Here is a 23960-nt window from a genome sequence, read left to right as displayed (position 1 = left end):
TCGTCAACGGAGTCCAACACCAACCGGATCGCCCGCTCTTTCAACTCGGGTGGATACTTCTTCATCGCTGGCATGATTCTTACCCTTTCAGGGGATCAAGAACCTCCATTAAACCCGGGGCTAGACAGTACGCTGCTCACCCACTCGAATCATTCCGCCGTGTGTTGGTTTGTCTCGCGGTGAGCCGAAGCCGGCTCTGGTGTGGGGTTGATCCAGACGCCGAGGTACCCAGCTGAGGTGGGGTCGGTATCGATGCGAGCGGGTACGCTAATTGCCCGGTTTCGCAGCGCGTTCCAGAGTACCGGCACCCGGATTTTGGCTGCGATGGTGGGTGGGAGTTCACCGATTTTCGCGCGGTACATGCTGAATCGGAGGCTTACTACCGTGGTCGTGCGTGAGCCGAGTTTGTCTCGGTAGATTCGGGCATACGGTTGCCCGGCGGATGATTCGAGTGCGTCAACGATCGCGAGGACATGACTGTGATCGTTCGTGGTCGGAACGAACACGGGATCTGTAGTTTCGAAGAACCGTGACCGTGCCGATTTGCGCTGCTTTCGCCCCATGGCTTCCCTCCGTGTGCCCGTAAACACCGGCGCTCGAAGCGACTCCGAGCACTGCTGCAATCTCATCGTATTTCGCCGCATCCAACCCGCTGGACTGTGTGAGCGGCCTCTCAGATAGTCAACGCTGCTCTACCGATTAGGAGACGAGTGAGGGTCGACCGAGATTGGGGCGTCAACTACGCTATGCACATTATTCTGGGTGGGCTGATGTAGTTCAAGCCCCGTTCTCTTTCCAGAGTGTGACCGTTTGCGGATCCCTCAGCGGGCAGCCATCACCGACTGGCGAACTAGGGCTAGGGGCCTTGGCGGGTTCCCGAGCCGTCACGATCGGGCCCCACTGCTCTTCGCATTCGTTCCACTCGTGCCCGGTCGTGCTGAAGCAGAGTAAAAGCCAGCTCAGATGTCGCCTATCTGTGCAGCAGAGCCTTTCGCTTCGAGCCGAATCGTCGCCAACCCCTCGTTCTCCGACACTCACCTATCCGACGATTCAGTTCCCGTCGTCCCGGTCGTGGTCGCAGCTCTGCTATCGGTTTGAGACGTGAGCGGGGTCTTCGAACGGAAGCGAGTAAAAGATTTCAGCCCATTCGGCTTCGTAGAGTGCCGGGTCAATTCGTCTACTTAGGCGGCGCGATTCCAGGTCAGCCAGGCGTGACCGGATCTGTTCTAGACGGTGCACGTCGCCGAACTCGACCATTTCGCCCGCGATGAATACCTTGGCTACCGTCATCGTTCGAGTGCGGCGGCGAAGATCTCGGCTGAAGTGAAGCCCGAACCACAACCCTGCTAGATAAGACAGTGCAGCCAGCGTTGCTCCCATGACCGGGAACAGGTGGCCTAAGGCGCCCATTTCCGCGAAACCGACGATCACCCCGACGACGGGCCAGGTGTGTGTGAACTGCAGCGACCTCCTGTCTACCGAAGATGTACCGGGGGGATATATGGTCAAGCGGGTACGCTCCCAGAGACCCGGGCTGGCCGGCCACGCGAGAATGCGACCCCACGGCGCCGGTCCCTCAGCCGCCCTCCTTGCGAATTCGTTCACCGTTTGACTATGCGCCGGTCGCGGAGCCCCGGCGCCGACCGATACGAAAGTCCTACGCACGACAGCCGAAACCTAACGCAACCCTAACGGCCTACGCTCAAGAAGGAGGCACAGCCCCTTAGCGTCCTGCCTACGGCTTATCTTCGTCCGGCCGAAGCTAGACCGATCGGAGCGTTCCGTAGATGGCGTCGAGGGTTAGCGGGTTGTCCACCCGCCAACCCTCGAAGTAGATCGCTTTTTCGATGAGGTTCACCGTCACACGCCGTTACCAGCTCCAATTTCTGACCGGGCACGGGGGTAGGGGTGGCGGAGACCGTCTGTAGTGCACTAGCGTTCGGTGCGGACGTTGTGGGACTTGACTGCGGGGTCGGCGTCGTGGCCTGCGCGCTGGTCGAGCCGGCCAGCATCACGACGGTGATACCGACCGCGAGAAGCGCGGCGGTAGTTGTCTTACGAATCAAGAGCTGCTCCAAGTTTGTCGGTTGTGCACGATGGGCGACGTGATGGCTGTACCGCACGCCGAGTATTTGCGCGGTTGGCGGAAGAGCATGGTGCGACGGAGTTGTCGTACTCCACCGTGCGGAACTACGTCCGGGAACGCCGGGCACAGATCGATGCGGAGGCTGGCCGGCATGAGGACGCGTTCGTGCCGCAGCTGCACGCGCCCGGCGCTGAGGCCGAGGTCGATTTTGGTGACGTGTATGTGATGCTGGCGGGGGTGAAAACGAAGTGTCACATGTTCGCCTTTCGGCTCTCGAATTCCGGCAAAGCGGTGCACCGGGTGTACTCGGCCCAAGGTCAGGAAGCGTTCCTCGAGGGTCACATCGACGCGTTCGAAACGATCGGCGGGATCCCGACCCGGCACATCCGGTACGACAATCTCAGCAGCGCGGTCACAACAGTGATTTACGGTACCGGGCGGCGGCGTACAGAGAACCCGCGGTGGGTGTTGTTCTGCTCGCACTACGGCTTCGACGCGTTCTATTGCCAGCCCGGTATCGAGGGCGCACACGAAAAGGGCGGCATCGAGGGTGAGGTGGGCCGGTTCCGGCGGACGAGGCTGACCCCAATGCCGGTCGTTGACTCGCTGGCCGAGCTGAACGAGACGATTATTCGCTGGGATGAACTCGACGATCAACGCCGCATCGCCGACCGAATCCGCACTGTCGCCGCGGACTTCGCGCTCGAGCAACCACTGCTCGCGCCGCTACCGTTGGAGCGTTTCGAACCGGGCCTGTCATTGACGCCGCGGGTGGACAGGTCGAGCCTGATCACCGTGCGGATGGCGAAATACTCCGTACCGGCCGGGCTGATCAATAGGCCGGTACGGGTATCTCTTCGCGCATCCGAACTCGTTGTGTTCGATGGCCGAACCGTTGTCGCACGGCACCCGAGGATCGCGTCCAAAGGCGGTCAAAGCGTGAACCTTGACCACTACTTAGAGGTCCTGCAGCACAAACCCGGCGCGCTACCCGGCTCCACCGTGCTTGCCCACGCACGCGCGGCCGGTACCTTCACGGCAGCGCACGAAGCGTTCTGGGCTGCAGCGCGGAAGACTGACGGTGACGCGGCCGGAACCCGGCAACTCATCGACGTGCTCTTGCTGCACCGGTCGATGCCGGCCGCGGATGTGATCGCTGGCATTCATGCCGCACTCACTGTCGGCGCGGTCACAGCGGATGTTGTCGCGGTCGAAGCTCGTCTTCACGCCGCGACGGCGAGGGGCGGGTCTGAGTTGGATTGCCCTCCCGTCGAACAACCTGCAGGGCATGAGCGAAGGGTTGTCAGTCTTACCCAACGCCGGCTCGCTGATCCCGCCGCTGTGATCGCTGGCCTTCCGCCGGATACCCGGCCGTTGCCTACCGTCACCGAGTACGACGAGCTCCTCGTCTTGACCCGCCGTAAAGCCACTAAAGCCGGCCAGGAGAAAGAAGGAACAGCATGAGCCCGACAGTGACCAGCATCACCACCACCCTCCGGCGGCGCCGCGGAATGACCGACCAGGCCGCGTCCGCAGCGGTTGATCAGGCCTGCCGTCGGCTCCGGCTACCCACGATCCGCGCGGTGATCGATGAAGCCACGAAGGCTGCTGAAACTGAGCAGCTCAGCTACCTCGGTTTCCTCGCTGAACTGCTGCTCGCCGAGTGTGACGACCGCGACCGACGTTCCTCCGTACGCCGGGTGAAAGCGGCCGGGTTCCCGCGGGATAAGTGGTTAGGTGACTTCGACTACGACGCGAACCCGATGATCAACGCCGCAACCATCAATACCCTCGCGACCGGCGACTGGGTGCGCAAAGGTCAGTCGTTGTGTCTGATCGGGAACTCCGGCACCGGCAAATCCCACTGTGAGACTTAGATCACGCATTCAAGCCATGGATGCTGATTGGTGCTGAGGGTATTCATTCGAAGCTGACTTTGATCCGACACCGCCGGTGGCGGTGCGAGTTGACATTCGGAATTGTCGTTTCCGCTGGTGCTCGATCGGCCATTCGTAGTGACAACACGCCTTTATCAGGCGTGCTGCTGTGATCACCGGAGTGATTGCTGCCAGAGTCGATGCAGGTGACTCATGACTGACCCGAAATTCACACTGGCCAGAGAGAAATCGCTGTGCCCTTGCATTGGATATGTCGTCGTAGTCGCCGGCATCGGCCTGGTTCCACCGAAACGCTGGCTTAATCAGAAGCTTGGCCGACCAGCTATGGTCGTGCCTCATCACAGTCCCGCCGCATGGTGAACCCACTCCAGGCCGATGCCGACTCTTGTTGGCTCCAATGAAAGGGAAACCATATGTCTATGCTCGCAGACGACGTCGATTTCGTCATCGGCGTTGATACCCACCGCGATACCAATACTGCGGCGGTGGTGAACGCGGCGACCGGTGCCGCGCTGGCTGATATGCAGTGCACGACCGACGCGCTCGGATACAAGCGGGTCCTCGCGTTCGCGAACAAGCACTCGACCACACGGAGAGTCTGGGCAATTGAGGGCACCGGAAGCTACGGTTCGGGCCTGACAACGTTCCTCCTTGAGCACGGCGAATGGGTTGTCGAAATCGATCGCCCGGGCCGCCCGGCTCGCCGTAATGGCGCGAAAACAGACGAACTCGATGCCGTACGTGCCGCACGAGAGGCGCTGTCCCGGGAACACCTCGCCGCGCCGCGGGCACGCGGCGACAGGGAAGCCATGCGCGTCCTAATGACTGCGCGGCAAGGAGCGGTGGTCGCCCGGACCAAAGCAATTGGTCAACTCAAAGCCCTCATTGTGAACGCACCTGAATCTCTTCGCGATCAACTCAGACGCGGAACGACCGATCAACAACTCGACCGATGCTCGCGCCTTCGGACCTTGCCTAGTCACTCCCTTGAGCATCGCGCAACGGTCCGAGCGCTCCGTTCGGTCGCCCGGAGAGCGTTGATGCTCGAGGCTGAAGCCGCCGAATACGAGAGCGAGCTCGAGGATCTCGTCAGCGCAGCCTGTCCAGAGCTGCTCGACAAACCTGGGGTAGGAGCGATTACAGCTGCACAATTCCTGGTCTCCTGGTCGCACAGCAAACGCATCCGAAACGAAGCTGCGTTCGCCACCCTAGCCGGCGTCGCACCGATACCAGCAAGCAGCGGGGCAACGACCAGACACCGGCTCAATCGGTCCGGGGACCGACAGCTCAATCGAGCCCTGCACACCGTCGCTTTATCGCGCCTGCAGCACGACAAACAAACCAAGGACTACGCGGCGAAGCGAGAAGCCGAGGGCAAAACGTCACGAGACATCAAACGGTGCCTCAAACGAGCGATCGCGCGTGAGATTTACCGAACACTCGAAACGCACGCCGCAGCACCGCAACATGCCCAAAATGCCGCTTGACGAGACATAGAAGCATCCTCCTCATCGGCCTCGGTACTGCTGCAGCGGAGAAGGGGTACCGGGTGAAATACACCCTCGCGACCAGGCTCGTGAACGAACTCGTCGAAGCAGCAGACGAGAAAACACTCGCCCGCACCATCGCCCGCTACGGACGAGTCGACCTCCTGTTGGTCGACGAGCTCGACTACATGGAACTCGACCGCCGCGGCGCCGAACTCCTCTTCCAAGTCCTCACCGAGAGGGAAGAGAAAAACAGTGTCGCGATCGCATCAAACGAATCCCTCTCCAGCTGAGGCAAAACCTTCACCGACCCACGCCTCTGCTCAGCAATCGTCGACCGGCTCACCTACGGCGGCAACATCATCGAAACCGGCACCCAGTCCTACCGACTCACCCATACCAAGAACCAGCTACAGGCATAGGGAGGAGATTGAGAAACCGGTTGCGGTTATGTCCGCTGATCAGTCGTGCNTGTCGAAGGTTAATGATCGCTAGGGGTAGACCCACGACGAAGATGACGGCAGTGAACCAGAGCTTGATCGAGTACTCGGTGACGAAGAAGTAAATCAGGCCAATACCAAGCGCGCCCATAACGAAAGTCATCACCCACCAGAAGACCTCCCGTGCTGCGCTCGGCTTTCCCTTCGTCATAAGACCGAACCTAGATCGCTCTTCAAGACCCACGCAACCCACCTGCCATTTCGGGTCGACGCTCTGACCTGATACTCAAGCAACCCTGAACTCGCTCACCCCGTCGCACGCCCATTGCTCCATCAACTAGCAGGGGTGGTATCCACTTAGAGTGCCCCCTGATCCTTACTTACCTTGACATTCTCACCGTCGCATCGGCACTGAGGCCGCCTGGGATACCGCCAAGCGCAGTTCGCGAAACACGCTCTCCGGTGGGTCCTCCTCATGGCCACGATGGTCAGAATGGTCCACGATGCCGATATCCGCGCCTACCCTGAACGAATAAAAGCGGACGGCAAATCTCGTGCAAGATCCAGCGATCCCTCAATCCACACCTGTCGCGTCACCTCAACCCCCCTTGAATGCCCTCAACGCTGTCATTGAACCGATCCGAACCTGAACTTGTGAGGTTTACCCGGTATCATCGACTGGTTCGAAAACGAGTGAGCTGGGATCCGAGTCGCGAATTGTCCGGCTACATTCGACCGTTAAGGTATTTCTGCAGCGTCGGCGCGACAGCCGATATGACATCTCTGTCCGACATCGTTGCCAATGGGTCGAGTTTCCAAATGTATCTGTGCCAGCAGAGGCCAACGATTTGGGAGGAAACAAGACCCGCACGGAGCAACCGATCACGCTGGGGCAATCGTTGGGACGTTGCGCCGATGAAGTTCGCTGACATTGACGCGCGCAGTTTTTCGCGCGTCCTTTCGTCAACGTTCGCGCAGAGGAACGTTGCGTAAAGGATGGGCCCCGTCGAGGGGGCCGCCCAGCTACTGACCACGTGTTCGATGATGCGTTGACCCCTGATGGCTAACGGGGCGCTGATCGCGGTTTGGGTGTTGTCGAGAAAGTCCGGCGGCGGCGTGGTTGCGGCGTCGAGAAGTCTTTCCTTTGATGCGAAGTAGTAATGGACAAGGGCCGGGTCAACGTCCGCGCGTCGGGCGATGGCGCGAAATGTAGCGCCGCTGACTCCCTGTTCGATGAATTCGTCCCTGGCCGCGCTAATAATTCGCGCTGAAATGACCCCGCGATCCTCGCGGGGGCCACGACCCGATTCGGCTTCGCCTATTGCCTTTTTCATGAGTCTCATCATACGATGAAAATAGTTTCCTCCAGGGATGAAATAATGTCACCCGATCGAACCCGATCCACCGACTTAGAAGGCAGTGATTATGACGACAATGAACGCGGGCTTAACTGCGAGTGGGCGCCGACTTCGTTCGCCGCGGATTCCTCTTCGCGGCTCGGTTTCTGGTGTGCAGTATGCCGGTTGGAGGCCGAGTTCTACGGCGATGGACCATCTCGGAAACCTTGTGTTTCCGGATCAGCGCATCGGGGTGGATGAAGGGATATCTCTGAGCGCGGACGTTTACACTCCGAAAGCTCCGGGACGCTACCCAGCCGTGCTGTCATTCACCGCGTACAACACTGAACGCCTCACAGCGGGGATTCCCTCCGGAAGCAACGAGATCGGATCTCCGAGCGTGTTCACCGATCGGGGCTACGGGCGGGTAATCATTTCGCGACGGGGCATGGGCCGCTCCGATGGCGACACCGGGATGTTTCTCAGCGACCGCGATGTCGATGACTACGAGAAGGCCATCGCCTGGGCCGCCATCCAGCCTTGGTGCAATGGCGACGTCGTCCTGTTCGGCACGTCCTACTTCGGCATGACCCAACTGCAGGTCGCGCTGCGCAACCCGCCAGCACTGAAAGCGTTCTTCGCGAACGAGATCTGCACTGACTATTTCCGGCACCTCGTCCAGTTCGGGGGAGTCCCCGCCCTGCACTTCCTAAACATCTGGATGGGGTCTAACTTTACGCAAGAGCAATTCGACAGCAGGATGGGTTCTGACCAACGCGCGCTCATCAGCCAACTCCTGAACGGGCCTTTGCGCCCCATGGTCGAGCGGATGTTACCTCGTCGCGTCGACGGCATGTTCGAGAAGTTCATGTCAGCAACCCCCATCGAGGATGTCCGCAAAATCTATGCCAACTGGCTCTTCGACGGCAAGTCGCGCGATACCACGACGATCCCGCTCGGTCCCGCCGGAACGCTCGAGCAGATCAAGGTGCCTTTCGTCACCGTCGAGAACCTTGGCTACTTCAACCTGCACCAGTTCGGCAGTTACGAGCTATTTGAAAAGGCTTGCACCCCTGCTGACAACAAGTGGCTGATCCTTGCCCAACCTACCTATGACCTTCCGGTCTTTTCTTGGCAGGGAGAAGCGCTGGCCTTCTTTGACCACTTGCTCTACGGCACCGAGAACGGCTACTCGCAGCAGGCAGCGGTGAGGTATTGGGTAGAGGGTGCCGAGCGGTTCGAAGAAGCAGCAACATTTCCGCCAGCGCGGGCAAAGACCATCCGCCTCGAGTTGGAATCCGCTGGCGCCGACACTGCTGTCCATCGTCTCGTCCCAGGCGGCGCGGCCGAGGGATCCAACTCGTGGGCGGCTGTACCTATAGGCCTACCCGTCCTCGGCGGACTCGAGGACGTCGCGAACCCAACCCTCGCGTTCGAGCTTCTCGTCACTGAGGAGATGCTCCTGGCTGGCGCAGTCACGGCCCACCTGCGGTTCAGCTGCAATGAAATTGATTCTTATGTCGTGGCAAGACTCTCACGCGTCGATACCGCCGGTGAACGCCACCATTTGTCTCTCGGCGCTCTCAGGCCTGCCGGACGGACAGTCGATCTCGGCGCAGGCTCCGCCGTGGAGATCGCCGTCAACTCGGGCGACCGGCGTCCGCTCGTTCCCGGGCGTCCGGTTGATCTTCGCTTCAGTCTCACCCCGGCACCTACGTTGCTATTGGTTGGAGATCGGCTGCGACTCGACGTTGCCAGTAGAACGGATTTGCTTCGCAAAGGCGTCGGCGAGGGGTTTGCTCATTTTGATCTTCCCGTTCCGCCCTACCTGTCGCGAAACACCCTGCACTTCGGCGGCGGTAGCTGGATCGAAGTCGACCGCAATTGAAGCTGAGTTCTGGAAGATGGAGTTACACGGCGCTCCAAGATCGCCAGACGCCACCGTGGACACCCGGAGCCGACAGGCCTCTCCGTTGTTCCCAGATTGGACCGTGGCTGGGTAGCCTTTGTTAGTCGTTCGCTTCGACGACTGCGGCCGGTTGATTTGGATGGGTTTGGTTCGGTGACGGTTCTGCATCAAGGCATGGATGACGTTTCGGCTGTTCTTGGCGATGACACTCTGTCCGTTCAGACGGAGGTGACGAGCCTAAGAGCGTGCATGCGAAGATGATTTTGATGGGCTTGCCGGCTCCGTAGACCGCGACGAGACCACCATCGCGTTCTACGACGTGGCCACCTGCGAACTTCTCATCAACACCCCTGGCCCGAACTCGGCACCATTTACGTCAGCAAGGGCAAGCCTTGAGGTCCAAGAAAAATCATGTGAGCGTGACCGTCACCGAAGTCCTGACACACGAAGTGCCACCGATCATGACACAGAACCGCAACCGAAGTCTTGATAGATCAAACCTTTGGCAAGGATCGGAAGACGATGGCTCGTAAATATGATCTTGAGCTGCTGCGCGACCCGAGCGGATGCCCCGCGACCATCAGGACCCTTCTGGGCTTCCACAACAAGGCGCACCACACGCCTCTCCGACTCCGGCGGATACTTCTTCGAAGCTGGCACGATTCTTACCCTTTCAACGAATCAAAAACCTCCAGTAAATCCGGCGGGAGACAGCCGCTATATCGAGCAAACTTTCCTCACAGAATAATGAGCACTACTCGGTTGCAATCATCGGTCCGAAGGGGATCTCTGCACCATGGTGGATGGAAGTTGCGTCTTGCCTCACCACATTGCTGTTCCAGCGAGAGTGGCTCCACCGCGTTGGTAGCGTTCGTTCGGCGGCTTTGAGATCGCAACCCAGCTGATTTTCTAGGAACCGACTAGTGACTACTTTGCATCGCCGATGAGCACTATGCACCGCTACGCAGAATCGACACGAAATGCGGCCCAGGCAGCCGGGAAGCGGATCGATACATCGCGCCGGAGTGCGTTCCATTAGATCAGGCGAATTCTGTGTCCTCACGTCGGTATTTGAAAGTCGCTCCGGTCCTCTCTTCGGCGAACGATGTCGGTCAGGGTGTGACGTGACTGCACGCCAGCATTGGGCATCGTCATCTCGTGACGAGTAATCGACGCGCAAACGCCGCGGTGGCGCGGACAACAATCGATCTCTACCCCCGACCTCTCTAACAATTTGGTGCATGAGACCTCTATCATGCGAAATTAAGTTGCATATAGTGCAAACAGCATGTAGATGTGTCTATACGGGCCAACGGGTCTGTCAGTACAACTCTCAATGAGGAGATGAAAAGGTATGTTCTCTTTCACCCACGTATCAGATGCAAAGCGGATGGCAACCATGGTCGTGGTGGGCGCAGCACTTACCACCACGCTATTCGCCATACAAGCGCCATCGACGGCAAAAGCCGACCCGCCACCGTTGAGCGGGTATGGGCAACCTACCTTCGACGATGAATTCAACGGTACGTCGGTCGACTTGTCTGCATGGACGCCCCGCACTGGGGTGAACGTTGATCAAGATGGCACCAAGAGCACGCAGCTCGCCAGCAGCCTTTCAGAAAGCGGCGGCGCACTACACATCGCACTGAACGACTCGCCGTCAGTCGGCAATACCGGCGGCGGAGTCATCAGCAACCAGCAGTTCGGATACGGCTACTACGAGACTCGGGCGAAAATCAACACTGGCCCAGGATGGCATTCGGCGTTCTGGTCGATGTGCGTCGATCCGGCCAGCATGAATGTCTCGTGCCAACAAACGGAGATCGATGGCTTCGAAATCGACTCCAACGACCTTACGCAACTACAAAACAACATCTTCGATTGGACGTTACCGAGCGGTTCACAGTCCTATACCCGATATTCGACCGAGAAATACTCACCAACCAATCTCGACGCCTCGGCGGGTTGGCATACCTATGGCTACGACTATGACGCGGGCGGCGTTCGGTTCTATACCGACGGAGTCCTTACCAAGACGCTGTCGTACCCAGCAAGCGCGCACAAGGAGAATCTGATGAATATCTGGTTCTCAACCCTCGCGCTTTCCTACTCAGGTCACGGGACTACGGACCCAGCAATGCTTCCCGCCACCGTAGACGTTGACTACATTCGGTACTACGCGCCCCCTGCGGGCACCGTCACGGTGAACGCTGATCTAACGTCGGGTAACTATCACGAAACCGGAGCCTGGTCGGCAAGCGGCATCAGCGGTTGGAATGGGACAGCGAGCCGATGGGCATACCCGGGCAAGGGTACTGCGCAATGGAACGCAACCGTTCCGACGACCGGCACGTACGACGTAGCGGCCTGGATACCTGAGAGCACCAGCAACACGACCGCAGCAACCTACACAGTTACTCATGACGGCACGAGCACATCGACAACAGTTGACACCAGCGGACCTCATTCACGCTGGATCGACCTCGGATCCTTCGCGATGACCGCCGGTCAACCCGAGACGGTCAGCCTACAAGGAGCCGGCACCGGAATCCTGCGCACGAACACTGTTCGATTAATCCTTACCACCTAGACGATATGAGTCTTCGGTCCTCTTGAGGCTGGGGCCTTCATTCAACTAAACATGGGTTGCCGACCGTATCGGGCTGGCCTATCCGACAGTTGAATGCAGGCCCCATTGGTTTCTCAGCGTATGAGTATTGGGCTTAGTGTGCGCGCAGCATCGTTGGTTGCGCTATCGATGAAGTTACCGGCGAAATCACTCGTCGTCGTTTCGGTTACGAGATAGCCGAGGTGCTCGACTGGGAAGCGTTTTCCGGGCCCGGCAGTGGTCGCGTATGAGGCGGAGCCGACCGGGTTCGGGCTGGCCAGGCACAGTTCCTCTGCCGGGGTATCAATTGTGACGTTACGGCGCCGTCGAAGTCGCAGCGTCCGGTCGGCGATCTGGTCAAAACCGAGGCGCCTGACGCGTTGCATTTGGCGAGGTTGCTGCGGCTCGACGAAAACTTCGCGGTTCGGGTGCCCTCGATCGAGCAAGAAACCGCTCGCGATTCGTTCACCGACCCCGAGGGCGAACAAGTTCTGGCCGGGGCAGTCTGAACGGTTGGCGAGCCTGACGTCCGTCGTCTCTGAAGGCATCCGGTTCACGGCCGGGGATGGCGCGGACGGGCATTGCCGGCCTCTAGCCCGGTGTGCTCACCGCAGCACGTGTTCGACTGACCGGCCTCGTCCCGATCTGGTGACGTGTCGACTTGCCCGGGATCATGCCTTAGAGCGGCAAACAGCGTCAGGACATCGCACGATCACAGTTCGCAACGGTTGGTGGCGGGAATTGCTCCGGCTCATTTCTCTGTGTGGTTGATCTGAATCGGGTCGGCGCTGTTTGATGCGGGTTCGGTGTAATCAGGGTCTTCGTTCTGCATCGTTTTGACTTCGCTTTTGAATATCCGCATCGATTGGCCGACGCTTCGTGCCAGGGCGGGCAGCTTGGGTGCCCCAAAGAGGAGTAGAACGATGGCGAGGATGACAATGAGGTGCCATCCTTGGAGGTTTCCGATCATGGAACGAGACCTTTCTTCTGCTTTGTGGTGAGGGTCGTTGATTTAGGGACCCCAGGTGCTGGCAGCCGGTCCTGCGACGGGGGCGGTTGCGGCGAAGAGGTGCCCGCCGAGGTCGTCGGGGTCGGTGATCCCGACGCTTGCGGTGGTGATGATCAGGGTGGTGCCGGCGAGCGCGACAGCTGTTGGTCGCCGGGCTGGCACTTTTATTGTTGTGAGTAGCTCGCCGTGTGGGCTGTACCGTCTGACTTCTGCGGCGTCCCACACTGCGACCCAGAGGCAGCTGTCGTCGTCGATGGTCATGCCGTCAGGGTTGCCGCCGGAAACGTCGGTTACCAGCGATCTGTTGCTGAGTGCGCCGTCCGGGGCGACCGTGAAACGCTCTATTGCATGGTGAGGCAGGGTGTCGATGTAGAACATGGTGCGCCCGTCTGCGGTAAACGAGATTCCGTTCGAAACGGTGACACCGGAGAGTCGCTTGAAAATGGTTCCGTTGGTTTCGAGCGAGTAAAGGGCGCCGTCGTCGCGCCGCGGAACGCACTGTGTACCTGCCCAGAACCGACCCGATGGGTCGCAGGTGCCGTCATTCAGATAGGGGGCTGTCGCGCTGGTTGGCGCTATCAGTGCGATCTGGTTGGTGGTGCCGTTCGGGTGCAGCCGGGTGAAGTTCTGACCGGTCGCGACAACCCACCCGTCTTCTGACGTCACCGGTGCCGCACAGCCGATCTGGGCGCCGACTTGGTAACTTGCTTGGTCGGTGAGGGCGCCTGCGTCGAGTTGTGCGGTGTGCAGCGTGCCCGTTGCTAGGTCTACCCATAGCAATCGTTTCGTTCGCGCGTCCCACCGGGGCGATTCGCCTTGTGCGTAGCGTTGCTGGCTGAGTTTGTCTGCCCACATCGGCTATCTATGTCCCTGACTGGGTCGCGCGTTGCTGGGCGGCTCGGCGGGCTGCTTCGACGAACTGCGCTGCGACTTCTGCCATTTCTTTCCAGTTGTCGCGGTCGGCGAGGGCTTGGGCGACGAGTGCGTTGCCGATGGCCAGCGCGGCCGCCCCGGCGTCAAACCACTCGTCGAGGTTCTCGAGAGATATCCCGCCGGTGGGCACCACCCGTAACTCGGGCATCGGAGCGCGGACGTCACGCAGATAGTCGGGGCCGAGGCGCCCCGCAGGGAACAGTTTCAGGTAGTTGGCTCCCGCCCGGTTAGCTGCGTCGAGTTCGGTCGGCGTGCATGCCCCGCACATAACTGGAATTTCGGCGGCCACGCTTAGAGCCACTACCTCGGGGTTGAAGGTGGGAGTGACCAGGAAGTCGCTTCCCGAGCCGAGCGCGGCGTACGCGTCAGAAACGGTTCGTACCGACCCGGCCCCGATGAGAACGCCAGATTTAGCTTTGCGCCGATGGTTGCTGATTATGTCGAGAGCTCCGGGGGTGGTGAGGGTTACCTCGGCGGCTAGAACGCCACCCTCGAGTATGGCGTTGAGCGCCTTCGATGCGGCAACGGCGGAGTTGAGCCGGACTATTCCGATGATGGGCACGCGCTCGAGGGCGCCATCCAAACGCGTGGCGGCTTCGCTTGACACTGTCTGACGCATTTTCCCTTTTTCGATTCTGATTGACTCTGATGGCACTCCCTATCAATATATGGCAGACTAATGCACAATGTGAATGTTAATTGCGAAAGTTTAGTGATCAAAGCGAAGGATGGATTGCGTTAATGCTCGCCACAGTATCTGGTCTGATGCCGATTCTTGCCACCCCATTTACCCGCACAGGGGAACTCGATCGCTGGGGGCTGCGCCGCGTGGTGGAGTTCGAATTGTCGGCAGGTGTATCGGGCGTCGCTGTTTTCGGGTTCGCCAGTGAGGGATTCACTCTCACTTCGGCCGAGCGCCAAATCATTCTGGCCGACGTGCGCGACGTTGCCGCGGGTGCGGTTTCGATTGTTGCGGGAATCAGCGGAACCTCGACCGTCACGGCCATTGAGCAAGCTCTACAAGCCGAAGAAGGCGGCGCCGATGTGTTGATGGCTATTCCGCCGTTCATGGTCAAGCCGCCCGCGGGAACCCTTTCGGAGTTCTATGGGGAACTCGCCAGTGCCACTCGACTCCCGATCATGGTGCAGGATGCTCCTGGAATGACCGGGGTCGCGATGGCCCCGGCTGTCATCGCAGAATTGAGTCGGATCGAACATGTCGACTCCGTGAAGATCGAAGCGCCCCCGACTCCGCCGAAGATCGAGGCGGTCGTCGACCTTACCGGTGGTTCGAATTTCGCGGTCTTCGGCGGTCAGAACGCACAATTCGTGCTCGAGGAATACGAACGCGGTTCTGTTGGGACGATGCCTGCGTGCGAGTTTTCAGATGAGCTGGCGACCGTTTTGTCGTTGTGGAATGCTGGGCGCGGCGACGATGCCCGTTTCGCGTTCCGGCGTCTGCTGCCGCTGATCGTCTTCGGTTTGCAACCGGGTCTGGCTTGGGCGGTGCACAAGGAGGTTCTGGTGGCTCGAGGGCTCATCGAAAGCGCTCGTGTGCGATACCCGAGCGGTCGGATTGATGCGGGCACGCGCAGGGCCCTCGCGACTATTCTCGACGAACTGTCTTTGCCTGTGCTCAGAAGGACGGTGCAGGCGTGAGCGGCCGGCGCGTGCTGATCATTGGCGGCACCTCCGATCTGGCCTACGAAACCGCCCGCCAACTCCGCGTCGCGGGCGATCTCGTCAGCGGCGCCGGGCTTACCGAACCGCGCGACGACGGACTCTACGACAGCTTCGTCGTTGCTGACTGCTCGGATTCGGTCGAAGCGGCTCGCGTTGTCACCGAATCGGTTAACGCGCTCGGCGGACTTGATACCGTCATTCTGGCCGCAGCGGCAATGCCGGTGGCGGCTGCTGCCGTGCTCACTGATGAGCAATGGCAGCTGACCTTTCGGGCAACCGTCGATACTTCGTTTTACGTCACCAGAGCCGCACTCGCGTTTCTGACCTCTGGTGCGTCGATTGTCGCGGTCACTTCAGTGAACGCGACCCTGGCCGCACCCGGCCTGCCAGCGTACGCAGCGGCGAAAGCGGCGGTCGAAGGTCTGGTTAGGCAGTTAGCTCTCGAGTACGGACCAGAAGGCATCCGGGTCAACGCTGTCGCTCCTGGCTCATTCAGGACGGAGCCAACGACGGAATCAGAAGGTTATCCGCTTGGCCGAATTGGTCGCACCAGCGAGATAGCCGAAGCGATCGTGTTTCTCGCCAGCGACAAAGCCTCATTCATCACCGGTGTCACCCTGCCGGTCGACGGTGGCCTCTCCATCTCGAATCCCGCCGCGTGGCTCAAACCCGAGCTGCGCAGCCGGTGGCAGTGAGATGCCCCGTTTCGATGTCGTCGGGATCGGCGAGATCATGCTGCTACTGCAGCCAGACCCGGGAAGTGACCTGAGCAACGCCACCGGGCTCAATGTGCACGTCGCGGGCGCGGAACTGAACGCCTGCGCGGCGGTCGCTTCGCTCGGCGGCCTGGCGGCGATCGTCACCAGGCTGGGTCAAGATCCGTTCGCTGCGCAGGTCGCAGCGGCTGCGGAACGCCTCGGGGTGAACGTTTACGCCGAGACTGACGCAACACGACCGACTGGCGTTTTCTTCAAACAAGTCACCGCATCAGATAGCCGAAGCGTTTTCTATTACCGCGCCGGCTCAGCTGCATCCCAGCTCGACCTGGCCGCGGCGAAGGATGCCCTAGCCCTCGACTCGCACGCCATTCTGCTTTCGGGGATCACCGCTGCGCTCGGTGATCGCCCCGCGAACATGATGCTCGAAATTGGGCGGCGCTGCCATGCCGAAGACCGCATGCTCGTTCTCGATGCCAATCTCCGCCCCCAACTCGGGCACTTAGAGCGCAGCATCAATACCTTGCGCGCTCTGTTACCTGCATCAGACATCCTGATTCTCGGCGTCGACGAAGCCGTTCATCTCTTCGAAACGGACGAGCCCGGCGAGATCATCAGTGCCGCGCGCGCCGCGGGATGCGGCGAGGTCGTCATTAAGGACGGCGCACGAGGCGCTTACTGGGCTGACGGGCTGCAGCCAGTTCATCAGCCCAGCTTGGCTAGTGCGGTCGTCGACACCGTCGGCGCGGGAGACTCGTTCACGGGCGGGTACGTCTGGTCGCGGCTGCAGGGCCATCGGCCTGGCGCGGCAAGTTTGATCGGCTCGCGGCTCGCGGCCCGCGTCGTCGCCGTCGCGGGCGATACGGCGGGATTGCCAACGCGGGCCGAGCGCGATGCGATCCTGGCGGGGGTGGGCTGATGGCTTGGTTCGTGGGCGCGTACGCGATCGTTCCGAAGGTAGCCTGGTCGCCGGCAGACGAGATGCTCCTCCTCGAAGAAGCGCGCACCGCTGACGGTTTCTCCGGCTGGGAGGTGCCGTTTCAGACATCGCTGCATCCCCACGATCAGCGATGGTTCCTGAACAACCTCGCTCGGAACGAGCGACTCGTGGTGACACTGATCCCGGGCGTGATGCAACGGCTTGGCAATGACCCGCTGTTCGGTCTGGCCTCTTCAGACGGTGAGGGACGCCGACGCGCCATCGAATTCGCCCGCACCGCTCAGCGGACGATTCTCGCGACGAACCGAATACTCGGCCGTCGCGCTGTGCAGGCGGTTGAGATCCATTCAGCTCCAGGTGGAGGGAGGGCTTCGGTGCCGCACTTCGCCGAGTCGTTGGCGGAGATCGGCGGTTGGGACTGGGGCGGCGCAGAACTCCTCGTGGAACACTGCGACGCGCACGTCCTCGGCCAGCCCAGCGCCAAGGGTTTTCTCGACCTACAGGGTGAACTCGATGCGATTTCAGCCGTCAACGTCCGCGAAGGGCACCGCTTCGGCGTAATTCTCAATTGGGCGCGTTCCGCGATCGAGGGACGGGATGCCAGCACTCCACTCGCGCACATCGGTGCAGCCCGTTCACAGGGCCTGTTACGCGGCTTCATGTTTTCAGGATGCTCCGCTTCACCGATAAGTCGCGGGGGGGCGTGGGCCGACTTTCACTTACCTCCGGTCGCAGCCGACGACGGTCACTCGCAACTTACCGCGGCCCGACTGACGGCGGCGATGCTCGCTCTGGGTGATCCGACCGAGTTGGCCGTTTTCGGAATGAAGGTGGGTGCTGCGCCGACCGATACTCTCATGCAGCGTCGGGACAGCATCCGTGAGTCGGGCCGGCTCATTCGTCAGGCGGCATCCATCCGCTGATCCGCTGGTCGGCGTCAGGCTCATCCAGGTTTCGCGGTCGCCGCTCCGTGCGACACGGTTAGACAACGGTGGGGGTGGTACCGCGAACCGGTACCACCCCCACCTCGCCGACCGCGGGACTATTTGTTATCGTCGAGCAGCTTCTGCACCTGCCCTTTGAGGTTGTTCAGCCCGGATTGAACGTCCGTCTGGCCGGCGAGGATGTTCGCGACTCCTGCACCGATGGTGGTGTCGATCTGGGCGGTTACAGCGATTTTGTCGTAGGCGGCTGCTCGGGTGTTCTCCGTTACCGCGGTCCGGAATTGAACCTGGAACGCGTCTTGGGTAATCGCCGGGATCTGGTCGGCGATCTTCTTCGAAGCAGGAACCAGCGCGGACTGCGTGAACAGTGCTGTCGCAGAATCCAGGCTGGTGATCATCGAGGTGATCAGGTCGCGGCTGGTGAGCTCGCCGGCCCCGGCGGTGGCAAAAAGTCCGCTGCCCCAGGTGCGGTTGTACGAGGTTTTGCCTTGGTAAGTCGGCCGTGTGATGGCGCTGATGTTGGCGATGATGTTTTGCGCCCCGCCGTTTGTCTTCACGAACGTTCCGGCCAGGGGAGCGTCGTCGTAGATCGCCGTCTGCCCGCGGGCGAAAAGAATCCGTGCGTCCGCGCGGGCGATGTTCGCAGAAGTGAGGCCCTGATCTTGGAGACCCTTGTACCAGGTGACCGCAGCCACGCTCTCGGCGTCGCCGATGGTGCACGTCAGGTCGTCGGTGACGACCTGGCTGCCGAAGCCCCACATCCACGGCACGATGTCTTTAAGATCGGGGTTCTTGGTCACCGCCGCGTACGGGATCAGCGAGGGGTCTTGCGCCTTAATCTTTTCGAGCGCGGCAGCGAAACTATCGGTCGTCAGGCCTGAGGTAAGGCCGACGCTTGAGGCGATATCGCCGTTGACGACCGGCCCGATGCCTCCTGCGTTCTGGGGCATCACCAGGAGCTGCCCGTTGATTGTGTATCCGTCGAGAATCGATTGCGGGATGTCGAGGCCGGCGGCCAGGTCAGTGAGATCGGCTAGAACGCCGAACGGCGTGAGGATCTGCCACGGGCCGGCTTGTCCGACGCCTTCGAGCGTGCCCGATTTGGCCATCAGGGCAAGTTGAGTTGCTGCCTGGTCGTAGGGATAGATGACGGGTTTGACCGTCGTGCCGGGCGAGGAGGCCTGAAAATTGGTGACCATCGTCTGCCAGGCTTGTTTTTGGGCGTCTTCGCCTAACGCGTTGCCGTACAGGTTGATGGTGCCAACTCTGGTGCCCGTACTAGTGGGGCCTCCGGCGCCGGGAGGGGCCGGAGTGGTGCAGCCCGCGAGTGTCAGGACGCCGAGGGCGGCGGCTGCCGACGCGCCGGTGAGAAACGACCGGCGGGAGAATGCGGTGCCTTGTTGCATGGTGATGCTCCTTAGGATTGCGAGTGGATGTGGCTCCGTGCTGGGTGCGAGGTGTGTTCAGCCTTTGACGGCTCCGGCTGCGAGGCCGGATACGAAGAAGCGCTGCAGGAGGACGAAGATGATTGCGAGGGGTATCGAGGTGATCAGCGAGGCCGCCATCAGCCCCGGCCAATCGGCGGTGCCTTCGTGGATGAAAGCCTGTGTCAGGCCAGCCGGAAGGGTCTGCTTGTCGGGACCGGCCAGGGTGAGAGCGAACAAGAGGTCGCTCCAGCCGCGCATGAAGGCGAACATCCCTGCCGCAATGAGTCCCGGCACGACGAGGGGGAAGACAATTCGGAAGATGGTGGAGATGCGGCTGAGACCGTCGACTTTTGCTGCTTCGAGGATGTCGTCGGGGAGGGCGTCCATGATCCCTTTCAGGAGAAACACTGTAAGAGGTAGCGTGAAGGTCGTGAACGACAAGATCAGCCCGGTGTAGGTGTACAGCAGCCCGACCGACCCGAGAATTAGGTATAGCGATACCAACAAAAGTGCGCCGGGAATGAGCTGCCCGATCAAGAACATCAGCATCAGCGCATTTCGGCCCGAATAACGGAATTTTGATAGCGAGTAGGCCATCAGTCCCCCGACGAAGACGGAGAGGAGAGCCGTACCTGTCGACACCACAAAGCTGTTTGCCAAGTCTTGGAGGAGGGCGGTGTTTTGAAAGAACGCGACGAAGTTGTCGATCGTTGGATTGAGTGGAATGAGCGGCCGATGGACGGCGAAGACATCTGAGCGGTTCGTAAAGGCGGTTGCGGTGAGCCAATAGATGGGCAGGAGCCCGAATGCGACCAGAGCGGCTAGGGCTACCCGGCCTCGGCCCGAGAGGCGAGGCTGGCTTATGGCTTCGCCTACTTCACTTCTTCTAGTCATCGGGTTTCCAATCTTCTGTTCAGAATCAAATAGCCGCTCGAGATGATCCCCAGAAGAATCAGCCAGAGCACTCCCATAGCCGATGCGGCGCCGAGGTCGTAGCTGCCGAAGGCGAGGTTGTAGAGGTCGACGGCGAGCGTAGTTGTGGAGTCTCCGGGCCCACCGCCGGTCATCACGAAGATGGTGTCGAAGTTGCCGAAGTTGTAAATGAATTCCAACATCGCGACGAGTGCCACCGGGCCGATGATGTGCGGAAACGAAATGAAGCGGAAGCGTTGCTGACGGGTTGCACCATCCAGCGCGGCCGCCTCGAGTTGCTCGGTCGGCAGGGTTTGAAGTGCGGCGAGAACAACGACCATGATCCACGGAAACGAATTCCAGGTCTTAGCGATGACGACAGCCGCCATGGCACCCAGCGGGGAGCCCAGAATATCGGTGGAGGGTGCACCGACCATATTGAGCAGATAGTTGATGACACCATAGTTGCCGTTGAAAATCCACGACCAGAGAAACGCGACCACCACGCCGGGCAGCAGCCACGGCAGCATCATCAGACCCCTGATGACATTGCGCCCCCGCATCCGCGAATTCAATAACAGCGCCAGAGCGACACCAATTATCACGGGCAGGATCGTCGCCGAGATGCTGAAGATGAGGGTCGTACCGAGCCGATCGAAAAATTCGCCGACAATGTTGCCGTAGTTCTCGAGCCCCACGAATGTTCTGCCCGGGCGCAGAAGCGACTGTTTAAACAAGCTGGTGAAGATTCCAGAGACCAGCGGGAACAGCGAGATGACCAAAAAGAGGAGGATAGCTGGCAGCGCGAGCATGAATCCGAACCGGCGGTCCCCGGCAGATATTTTCGATCTGCGCCCCCGGCCATTACTCTCAGGCAGTGGAACGAGCGGCACGGGATCGACGACCGTCTCGTCCAAAACAGAAGACTGCACCTGTTACTTCCTCACTCGTCGAGATGTAAGGACGGTTCGCCTTGTACATCGTCGTATAAAACCAATTCTCGACTAGTAAACCACAGTATGGATTTGAGATCTACAAAATGCATACGTAACCCACATATTTATGCCGCGGTTTCTCTCTCAGCAACTAAGATCGAAGTAGTGAGTGACCCTCTCATATGAGGATCCGATGCAGCTGAGAAGGAGAACCCATGGCCGATCCCGCCGGAGGAACGCAAACCGTCGAACGTGCGATCTCGCTGTTGACGTGCTTCACTGAAGAGTTGGGCACGCTGCGAGTTTCCGAACTCTGCACCATGACCGGGCTTGGGCAGTCGACGGTCTCGCGGATGATGTCTTCACTCGATCGTCTCGGCTTTGTTCTACAAGACCAGCGCACTGGTCTGTACCGACTCGGCCCGGCAGCGATCTCGCTCGGAACTATCGCACTGAACGGATCGCCCATTTTTCGAGCCGCTCGCCAAGTCGCACAGAACTTAGCCCATGCGACCGGGCTTGGCGTAAACGTCGCCCAGCTGAGTGACCTCTCGCTCTACTATCTCTGCAACTTCGAGGGTGCCAATGCGCCTAAGTCGTTCTCAATGGCCGGGCGCTCAGGCCCCCTACACGCGACAGGCATGGGCAAGGCACTTCTCTCGGGCATGAGCGCCGAACGAGTAGACGAATATTTTAGCGCACCGCCCGTCGCATTCACACCTCACACCATCGTTCATCGTGAAGCCATGGAGACGGCGCTCGATCAAATTCGAAGCAAAGGCTATTCCACCGAAATCGAAGAACTCGCCTTCGGCCGCGCCTGCATCGCGGCGCCGATCCGCAATCGCACAGGCGAGTGCGTCGCCGCGCTCTCTGCATCCGGCCCGCTCTCAGTCATCGACCTCGACGGAACCGGACACCAAGAACTCGCCTTGCAGGTGATCGAGGCTGCAGATGAAGTGTCCGTCAGCCTTGGCTTCAGCCCGTCGCGCAACCAGCCGCGAGTTCTTAGCGCCTAGCCATTCACATGGTGCATACCGATCGCATTATGTGAATGGGTAATGCTAAAGTCTTGTTATGGCCAAAATCTCGCAGATCGAAACTTTCCCGCTTTTCCTGAGCAAGGAAGAGGCTGCCGACTCATACGCAAGCGACTCCGCCGTCGAACACCGCGGCTATATGGTGAAGCCACCGTGGCGCAGCCTCTACTCGCCTGGCTACGAGACGTTGATGGTCAAAATCACCACCGACAGCGGTGAATTCGGTTGGGGCGAGGCGCTCGCCCCGGTCGCCCCCGAAGTCGCCGCCGCTATCGTCGACCGTCTCCTCACCCCGTTGCTCCTCGGCGAAAATCCCCAGTGCGTGCCGGTGCTGTGGCATCGAATGTCAGAATCGATGCGGGAACGGGGACACCTCCTCGGGCACCAGGCAGACGCAATGGCTGCCGTCGACATCGCGCTCTGGGATCTTCGCGGCAAACTTGAGAGCCGCTCAATCACAGAACTCCTCGGAGGATCCTTCACGAACCCGGTTCCGACCTACGTCTCCGGGCTCCGTGGCACAACTGACGCAGAACGCGCCGAGCGCGCCGCCACGATGGCTGAGAGGGGAGTATGTCGTTTCAAACTTCACTTGGGCAGCGGAATCGACGAAGACCTCGCCACCTTTGACGCCGTGCGCGAAGCTGCGCCCGCCGCGAAAATCGCCGTCGATGCACACTGGAGCTACAGCCTCGGCGACGCACGCACGCTGGGTCTGGAGCTCGACCGCCGACGCGCGTGGTTCTTCGAAGCCCCTCTCGCACCCGAAGACGTAAAAGGTCATCGCGATCTCGCCGTCGCGCTCGCTACGCCTATCGCCGTTGGCGAAGCGATGCGAAGCCGCTTCGAGTTCGCCGATTGGCTCAGCCAACGCGCTGTTCAAATCGTCCAACCCGACATCGGTCGCACGGGGATCACAGAAGGCATGGCTATTGCTGGCATCGCTGACGCATTTCACGCCCGCGTCGCACCCCATCACTCAGCTGCCCTTGGCGTCGCGATGGCGGCAGGCATCCACGTCGCAGCCGCCAGCCAGGCATCACTCGTGTTCGAATACCAGCCCAACACCCTGCCCGTCGCCAACTCGATCCTGTCGGAAAAGCTCGAGGTCAAAGCAAACGGCGACTTTCACCTGCCGACGACCCCTGGGCTGGGCGTCACAGTTGACGAGACCAAAGTGCGACTCCTGACAAGGCAAAACTAACGCGAGAGCGGCCACGAGCGCGGCGACGCACATCTGCCGGGCTTGGCTCAGAGTGCTCACCTGGGTCCGATTTCAGTTGACATTCTCATTGCTGGCCAGCTCGGCCGCGTTTTCGTTTCGCCCTTCGACGGCCTGCAACGTCAGCATCGCCGCCTGCGCCCGGTCTTCCATCGTCGTAGTCGGTATCACCAGCTGGTCGGTGTGATCGATCATCCGCAACCAGTTCGAGGCGCGGTCGCTGTTACCGGAATCCATGAAAATCAGCCGGTAATACTTCGCAGCGACCCGATGAATGAGGTCGACCTCATCCGCGGTCACCTCGTGCGTGTCTAGCCCCGGGTTTAATGGAGGTTCTTGATCCCCTGAAAGGGTAAGAATCATGCCAGCGATGAAGAAGTATCCACCCGAGTTGAAAGAGCGGGCGATCCGGTTGGTGTTGGACTCCGTTGACG

Annotated in this window: 19 protein-coding genes and 4 pseudogenes; 13 read left to right on the top strand and 10 right to left on the bottom strand. The window is 60.3% G+C overall.

The genetic code is table 11. The annotated features are described in order from the left end of the window. On the top strand, positions 1–183 hold a 183-nt coding region (locus IEX24_RS19765), incomplete at its 5' end, for a hypothetical protein (protein WP_229715604.1). Positions 184–1086: 903 nt separating this feature from the next. Here IEX24_RS19765 and IEX24_RS19210 read toward each other — a convergent pair. Continuing rightward, complete coding sequence (locus IEX24_RS19210; RefSeq protein WP_308419030.1) at positions 1087–1605, bottom strand: DUF6611 family protein; 519 nt, start codon at positions 1603–1605, stop codon at positions 1087–1089. Between the two features lie 511 nt (positions 1606–2116). On the opposite strand from IEX24_RS19210, the pseudogene istA reads away from it, so the two are divergent. The 4 genes and pseudogenes from istA to IEX24_RS19190 form a co-directional block, all read left to right on the top strand. Further along, positions 2117–3550, top strand: a pseudogene (gene istA / locus IEX24_RS19205) (IS21 family transposase); the annotation flags it as partial. Next, positions 3547–3951 (top strand): annotated as a pseudogene (locus IEX24_RS19200) (ATP-binding protein); the annotation flags it as partial. The pseudogenes istA and IEX24_RS19200, both read left to right, overlap by 4 nt. 452 nt (positions 3952–4403) lie before the next feature. Continuing rightward, positions 4404–5471, top strand: a complete 1068-nt coding sequence (locus tag IEX24_RS19195; protein ID WP_203586078.1) for an IS110 family RNA-guided transposase — start codon at positions 4404–4406, stop codon at positions 5469–5471. 8 nt (positions 5472–5479) lie between these two features. Then, positions 5480–5893, top strand: a pseudogene (locus IEX24_RS19190) (ATP-binding protein); the annotation flags it as partial. A 743-nt stretch (positions 5894–6636) separates the two neighbouring features. On the opposite strand, the gene IEX24_RS19180 reads toward IEX24_RS19190, so the two are convergent. Further along, a complete protein-coding gene (locus tag IEX24_RS19180) occupies positions 6637–7245 on the bottom strand; it encodes a TetR/AcrR family transcriptional regulator (RefSeq protein ID WP_188681360.1) in 609 nt (202 codons plus the stop codon). Between the two features lie 91 nt (positions 7246–7336). Here IEX24_RS19180 and IEX24_RS19175 point away from each other — a divergent pair, with 91 nt between their 5' ends. Further along, a complete protein-coding gene (locus tag IEX24_RS19175; RefSeq protein WP_203586080.1) occupies positions 7337–9136 on the top strand; it encodes a CocE/NonD family hydrolase in 1800 nt (599 codons plus the stop codon). Positions 9137–10511: 1375 nt separating this feature from the next. Then, a complete protein-coding gene (locus IEX24_RS19170) occupies positions 10512–11747 on the top strand; it encodes a golvesin C-terminal-like domain-containing protein (RefSeq protein WP_188681358.1) in 1236 nt (411 codons plus the stop codon). A 113-nt stretch (positions 11748–11860) separates the two neighbouring features. Here IEX24_RS19170 and IEX24_RS19165 read toward each other — a convergent pair whose 3' ends face one another. The 4 genes from IEX24_RS19165 to IEX24_RS19150 form a co-directional block, all read right to left on the bottom strand. Continuing rightward, on the bottom strand, positions 11861–12313 hold the full coding sequence (locus IEX24_RS19165) for a hypothetical protein (RefSeq protein ID WP_188681356.1): 453 nt from the start codon (positions 12311–12313) through the stop codon (positions 11861–11863). Positions 12314–12516: 203 nt separating this feature from the next. Further along, positions 12517–12735 (bottom strand): Sec-independent protein translocase subunit TatA, encoded by a 219-nt coding sequence (gene tatA / locus IEX24_RS19160; RefSeq protein ID WP_188681354.1) that lies wholly within the window; start codon positions 12733–12735, stop codon positions 12517–12519. Between the two features lie 42 nt (positions 12736–12777). Next, a complete protein-coding gene (locus IEX24_RS19155; protein ID WP_188681352.1) occupies positions 12778–13629 on the bottom strand; it encodes an SMP-30/gluconolactonase/LRE family protein in 852 nt (283 codons plus the stop codon). Positions 13630–13636: 7 nt separating this feature from the next. Then, complete coding sequence (locus IEX24_RS19150; protein WP_188681350.1) at positions 13637–14326, bottom strand: bifunctional 4-hydroxy-2-oxoglutarate aldolase/2-dehydro-3-deoxy-phosphogluconate aldolase; 690 nt, start codon at positions 14324–14326, stop codon at positions 13637–13639. A 122-nt stretch (positions 14327–14448) separates the two neighbouring features. On the opposite strand from IEX24_RS19150, the gene IEX24_RS19145 reads away from it, so the two are divergent. Genes IEX24_RS19145 through IEX24_RS19130 form a run of 4 tightly spaced genes read left to right on the top strand, consistent with a single transcriptional unit; the run spans position 14449 to position 17969 of the window. Continuing rightward, positions 14449–15366 carry a dihydrodipicolinate synthase family protein gene (locus IEX24_RS19145; RefSeq protein ID WP_188681347.1) on the top strand — a complete coding sequence of 306 codons (918 nt, stop codon included), beginning with the start codon at positions 14449–14451 and terminating at the stop codon, positions 15364–15366. Further along, positions 15363–16085, top strand: coding sequence for an SDR family NAD(P)-dependent oxidoreductase (locus tag IEX24_RS19140; RefSeq protein WP_188681344.1), 723 nt, complete (start codon positions 15363–15365; stop codon positions 16083–16085). The genes IEX24_RS19145 and IEX24_RS19140 overlap by 4 nt, the downstream gene beginning before the upstream one ends. Position 16086: 1 nt before the next feature. Beyond that, entirely contained in the window at positions 16087–17025 is a 939-nt protein-coding gene (locus IEX24_RS19135) for a sugar kinase (protein ID WP_188681342.1), read from the top strand. Further along, on the top strand, positions 17025–17969 hold the full coding sequence (locus IEX24_RS19130; RefSeq protein ID WP_188681340.1) for a DUF4862 family protein: 945 nt from the start codon (positions 17025–17027) through the stop codon (positions 17967–17969). The genes IEX24_RS19135 and IEX24_RS19130 overlap by 1 nt, the downstream gene beginning before the upstream one ends. 119 nt (positions 17970–18088) lie before the next feature. Here the strand turns inward: IEX24_RS19130 and IEX24_RS19125 are convergent, their stop codons facing one another. Genes IEX24_RS19125 through IEX24_RS19115 form a run of 3 tightly spaced genes read right to left on the bottom strand, consistent with a single transcriptional unit; the run spans position 18089 to position 21261 of the window. Then, a complete protein-coding gene (locus IEX24_RS19125) occupies positions 18089–19396 on the bottom strand; it encodes an ABC transporter substrate-binding protein (protein ID WP_188681338.1) in 1308 nt (435 codons plus the stop codon). 57 nt (positions 19397–19453) lie between these two features. After that, on the bottom strand, positions 19454–20311 hold the full coding sequence (locus tag IEX24_RS19120; RefSeq protein ID WP_188681336.1) for a carbohydrate ABC transporter permease: 858 nt from the start codon (positions 20309–20311) through the stop codon (positions 19454–19456). Continuing rightward, positions 20308–21261: a carbohydrate ABC transporter permease gene (locus IEX24_RS19115; protein ID WP_229715597.1), complete on the bottom strand. Its 954-nt coding sequence runs from the start codon at positions 21259–21261 to the stop codon at positions 20308–20310. The genes IEX24_RS19120 and IEX24_RS19115 overlap by 4 nt, the downstream gene beginning before the upstream one ends. A 218-nt stretch (positions 21262–21479) precedes the next feature. Between IEX24_RS19115 and IEX24_RS19110 the strand changes: the two genes are divergently transcribed. Together IEX24_RS19110 and IEX24_RS19105 are read left to right on the top strand one after the other, a co-directional pair. Continuing rightward, positions 21480–22283 (top strand): IclR family transcriptional regulator, encoded by an 804-nt coding sequence (locus IEX24_RS19110; RefSeq protein ID WP_188681334.1) that lies wholly within the window; start codon positions 21480–21482, stop codon positions 22281–22283. Positions 22284–22341: 58 nt separating this feature from the next. Continuing rightward, on the top strand, positions 22342–23508 hold the full coding sequence (locus tag IEX24_RS19105) for a mandelate racemase/muconate lactonizing enzyme family protein (RefSeq protein ID WP_188681331.1): 1167 nt from the start codon (positions 22342–22344) through the stop codon (positions 23506–23508). A 72-nt stretch (positions 23509–23580) separates the two neighbouring features. On the opposite strand, the pseudogene IEX24_RS19100 reads toward IEX24_RS19105, so the two are convergent. Beyond that, positions 23581–23960, bottom strand: a pseudogene (locus IEX24_RS19100) (hypothetical protein); the annotation flags it as partial.

Origin of the sequence: Subtercola lobariae (assembly GCF_014640255.1) — a bacterium.
Taxonomy (GTDB): Bacteria; Actinomycetota; Actinomycetes; order Actinomycetales; family Microbacteriaceae; genus Subtercola; species Subtercola lobariae.
The sequence above is the reverse complement of the archived record's forward strand: the minus strand, read 5'-3'. Positions and strand labels throughout refer to the sequence as shown.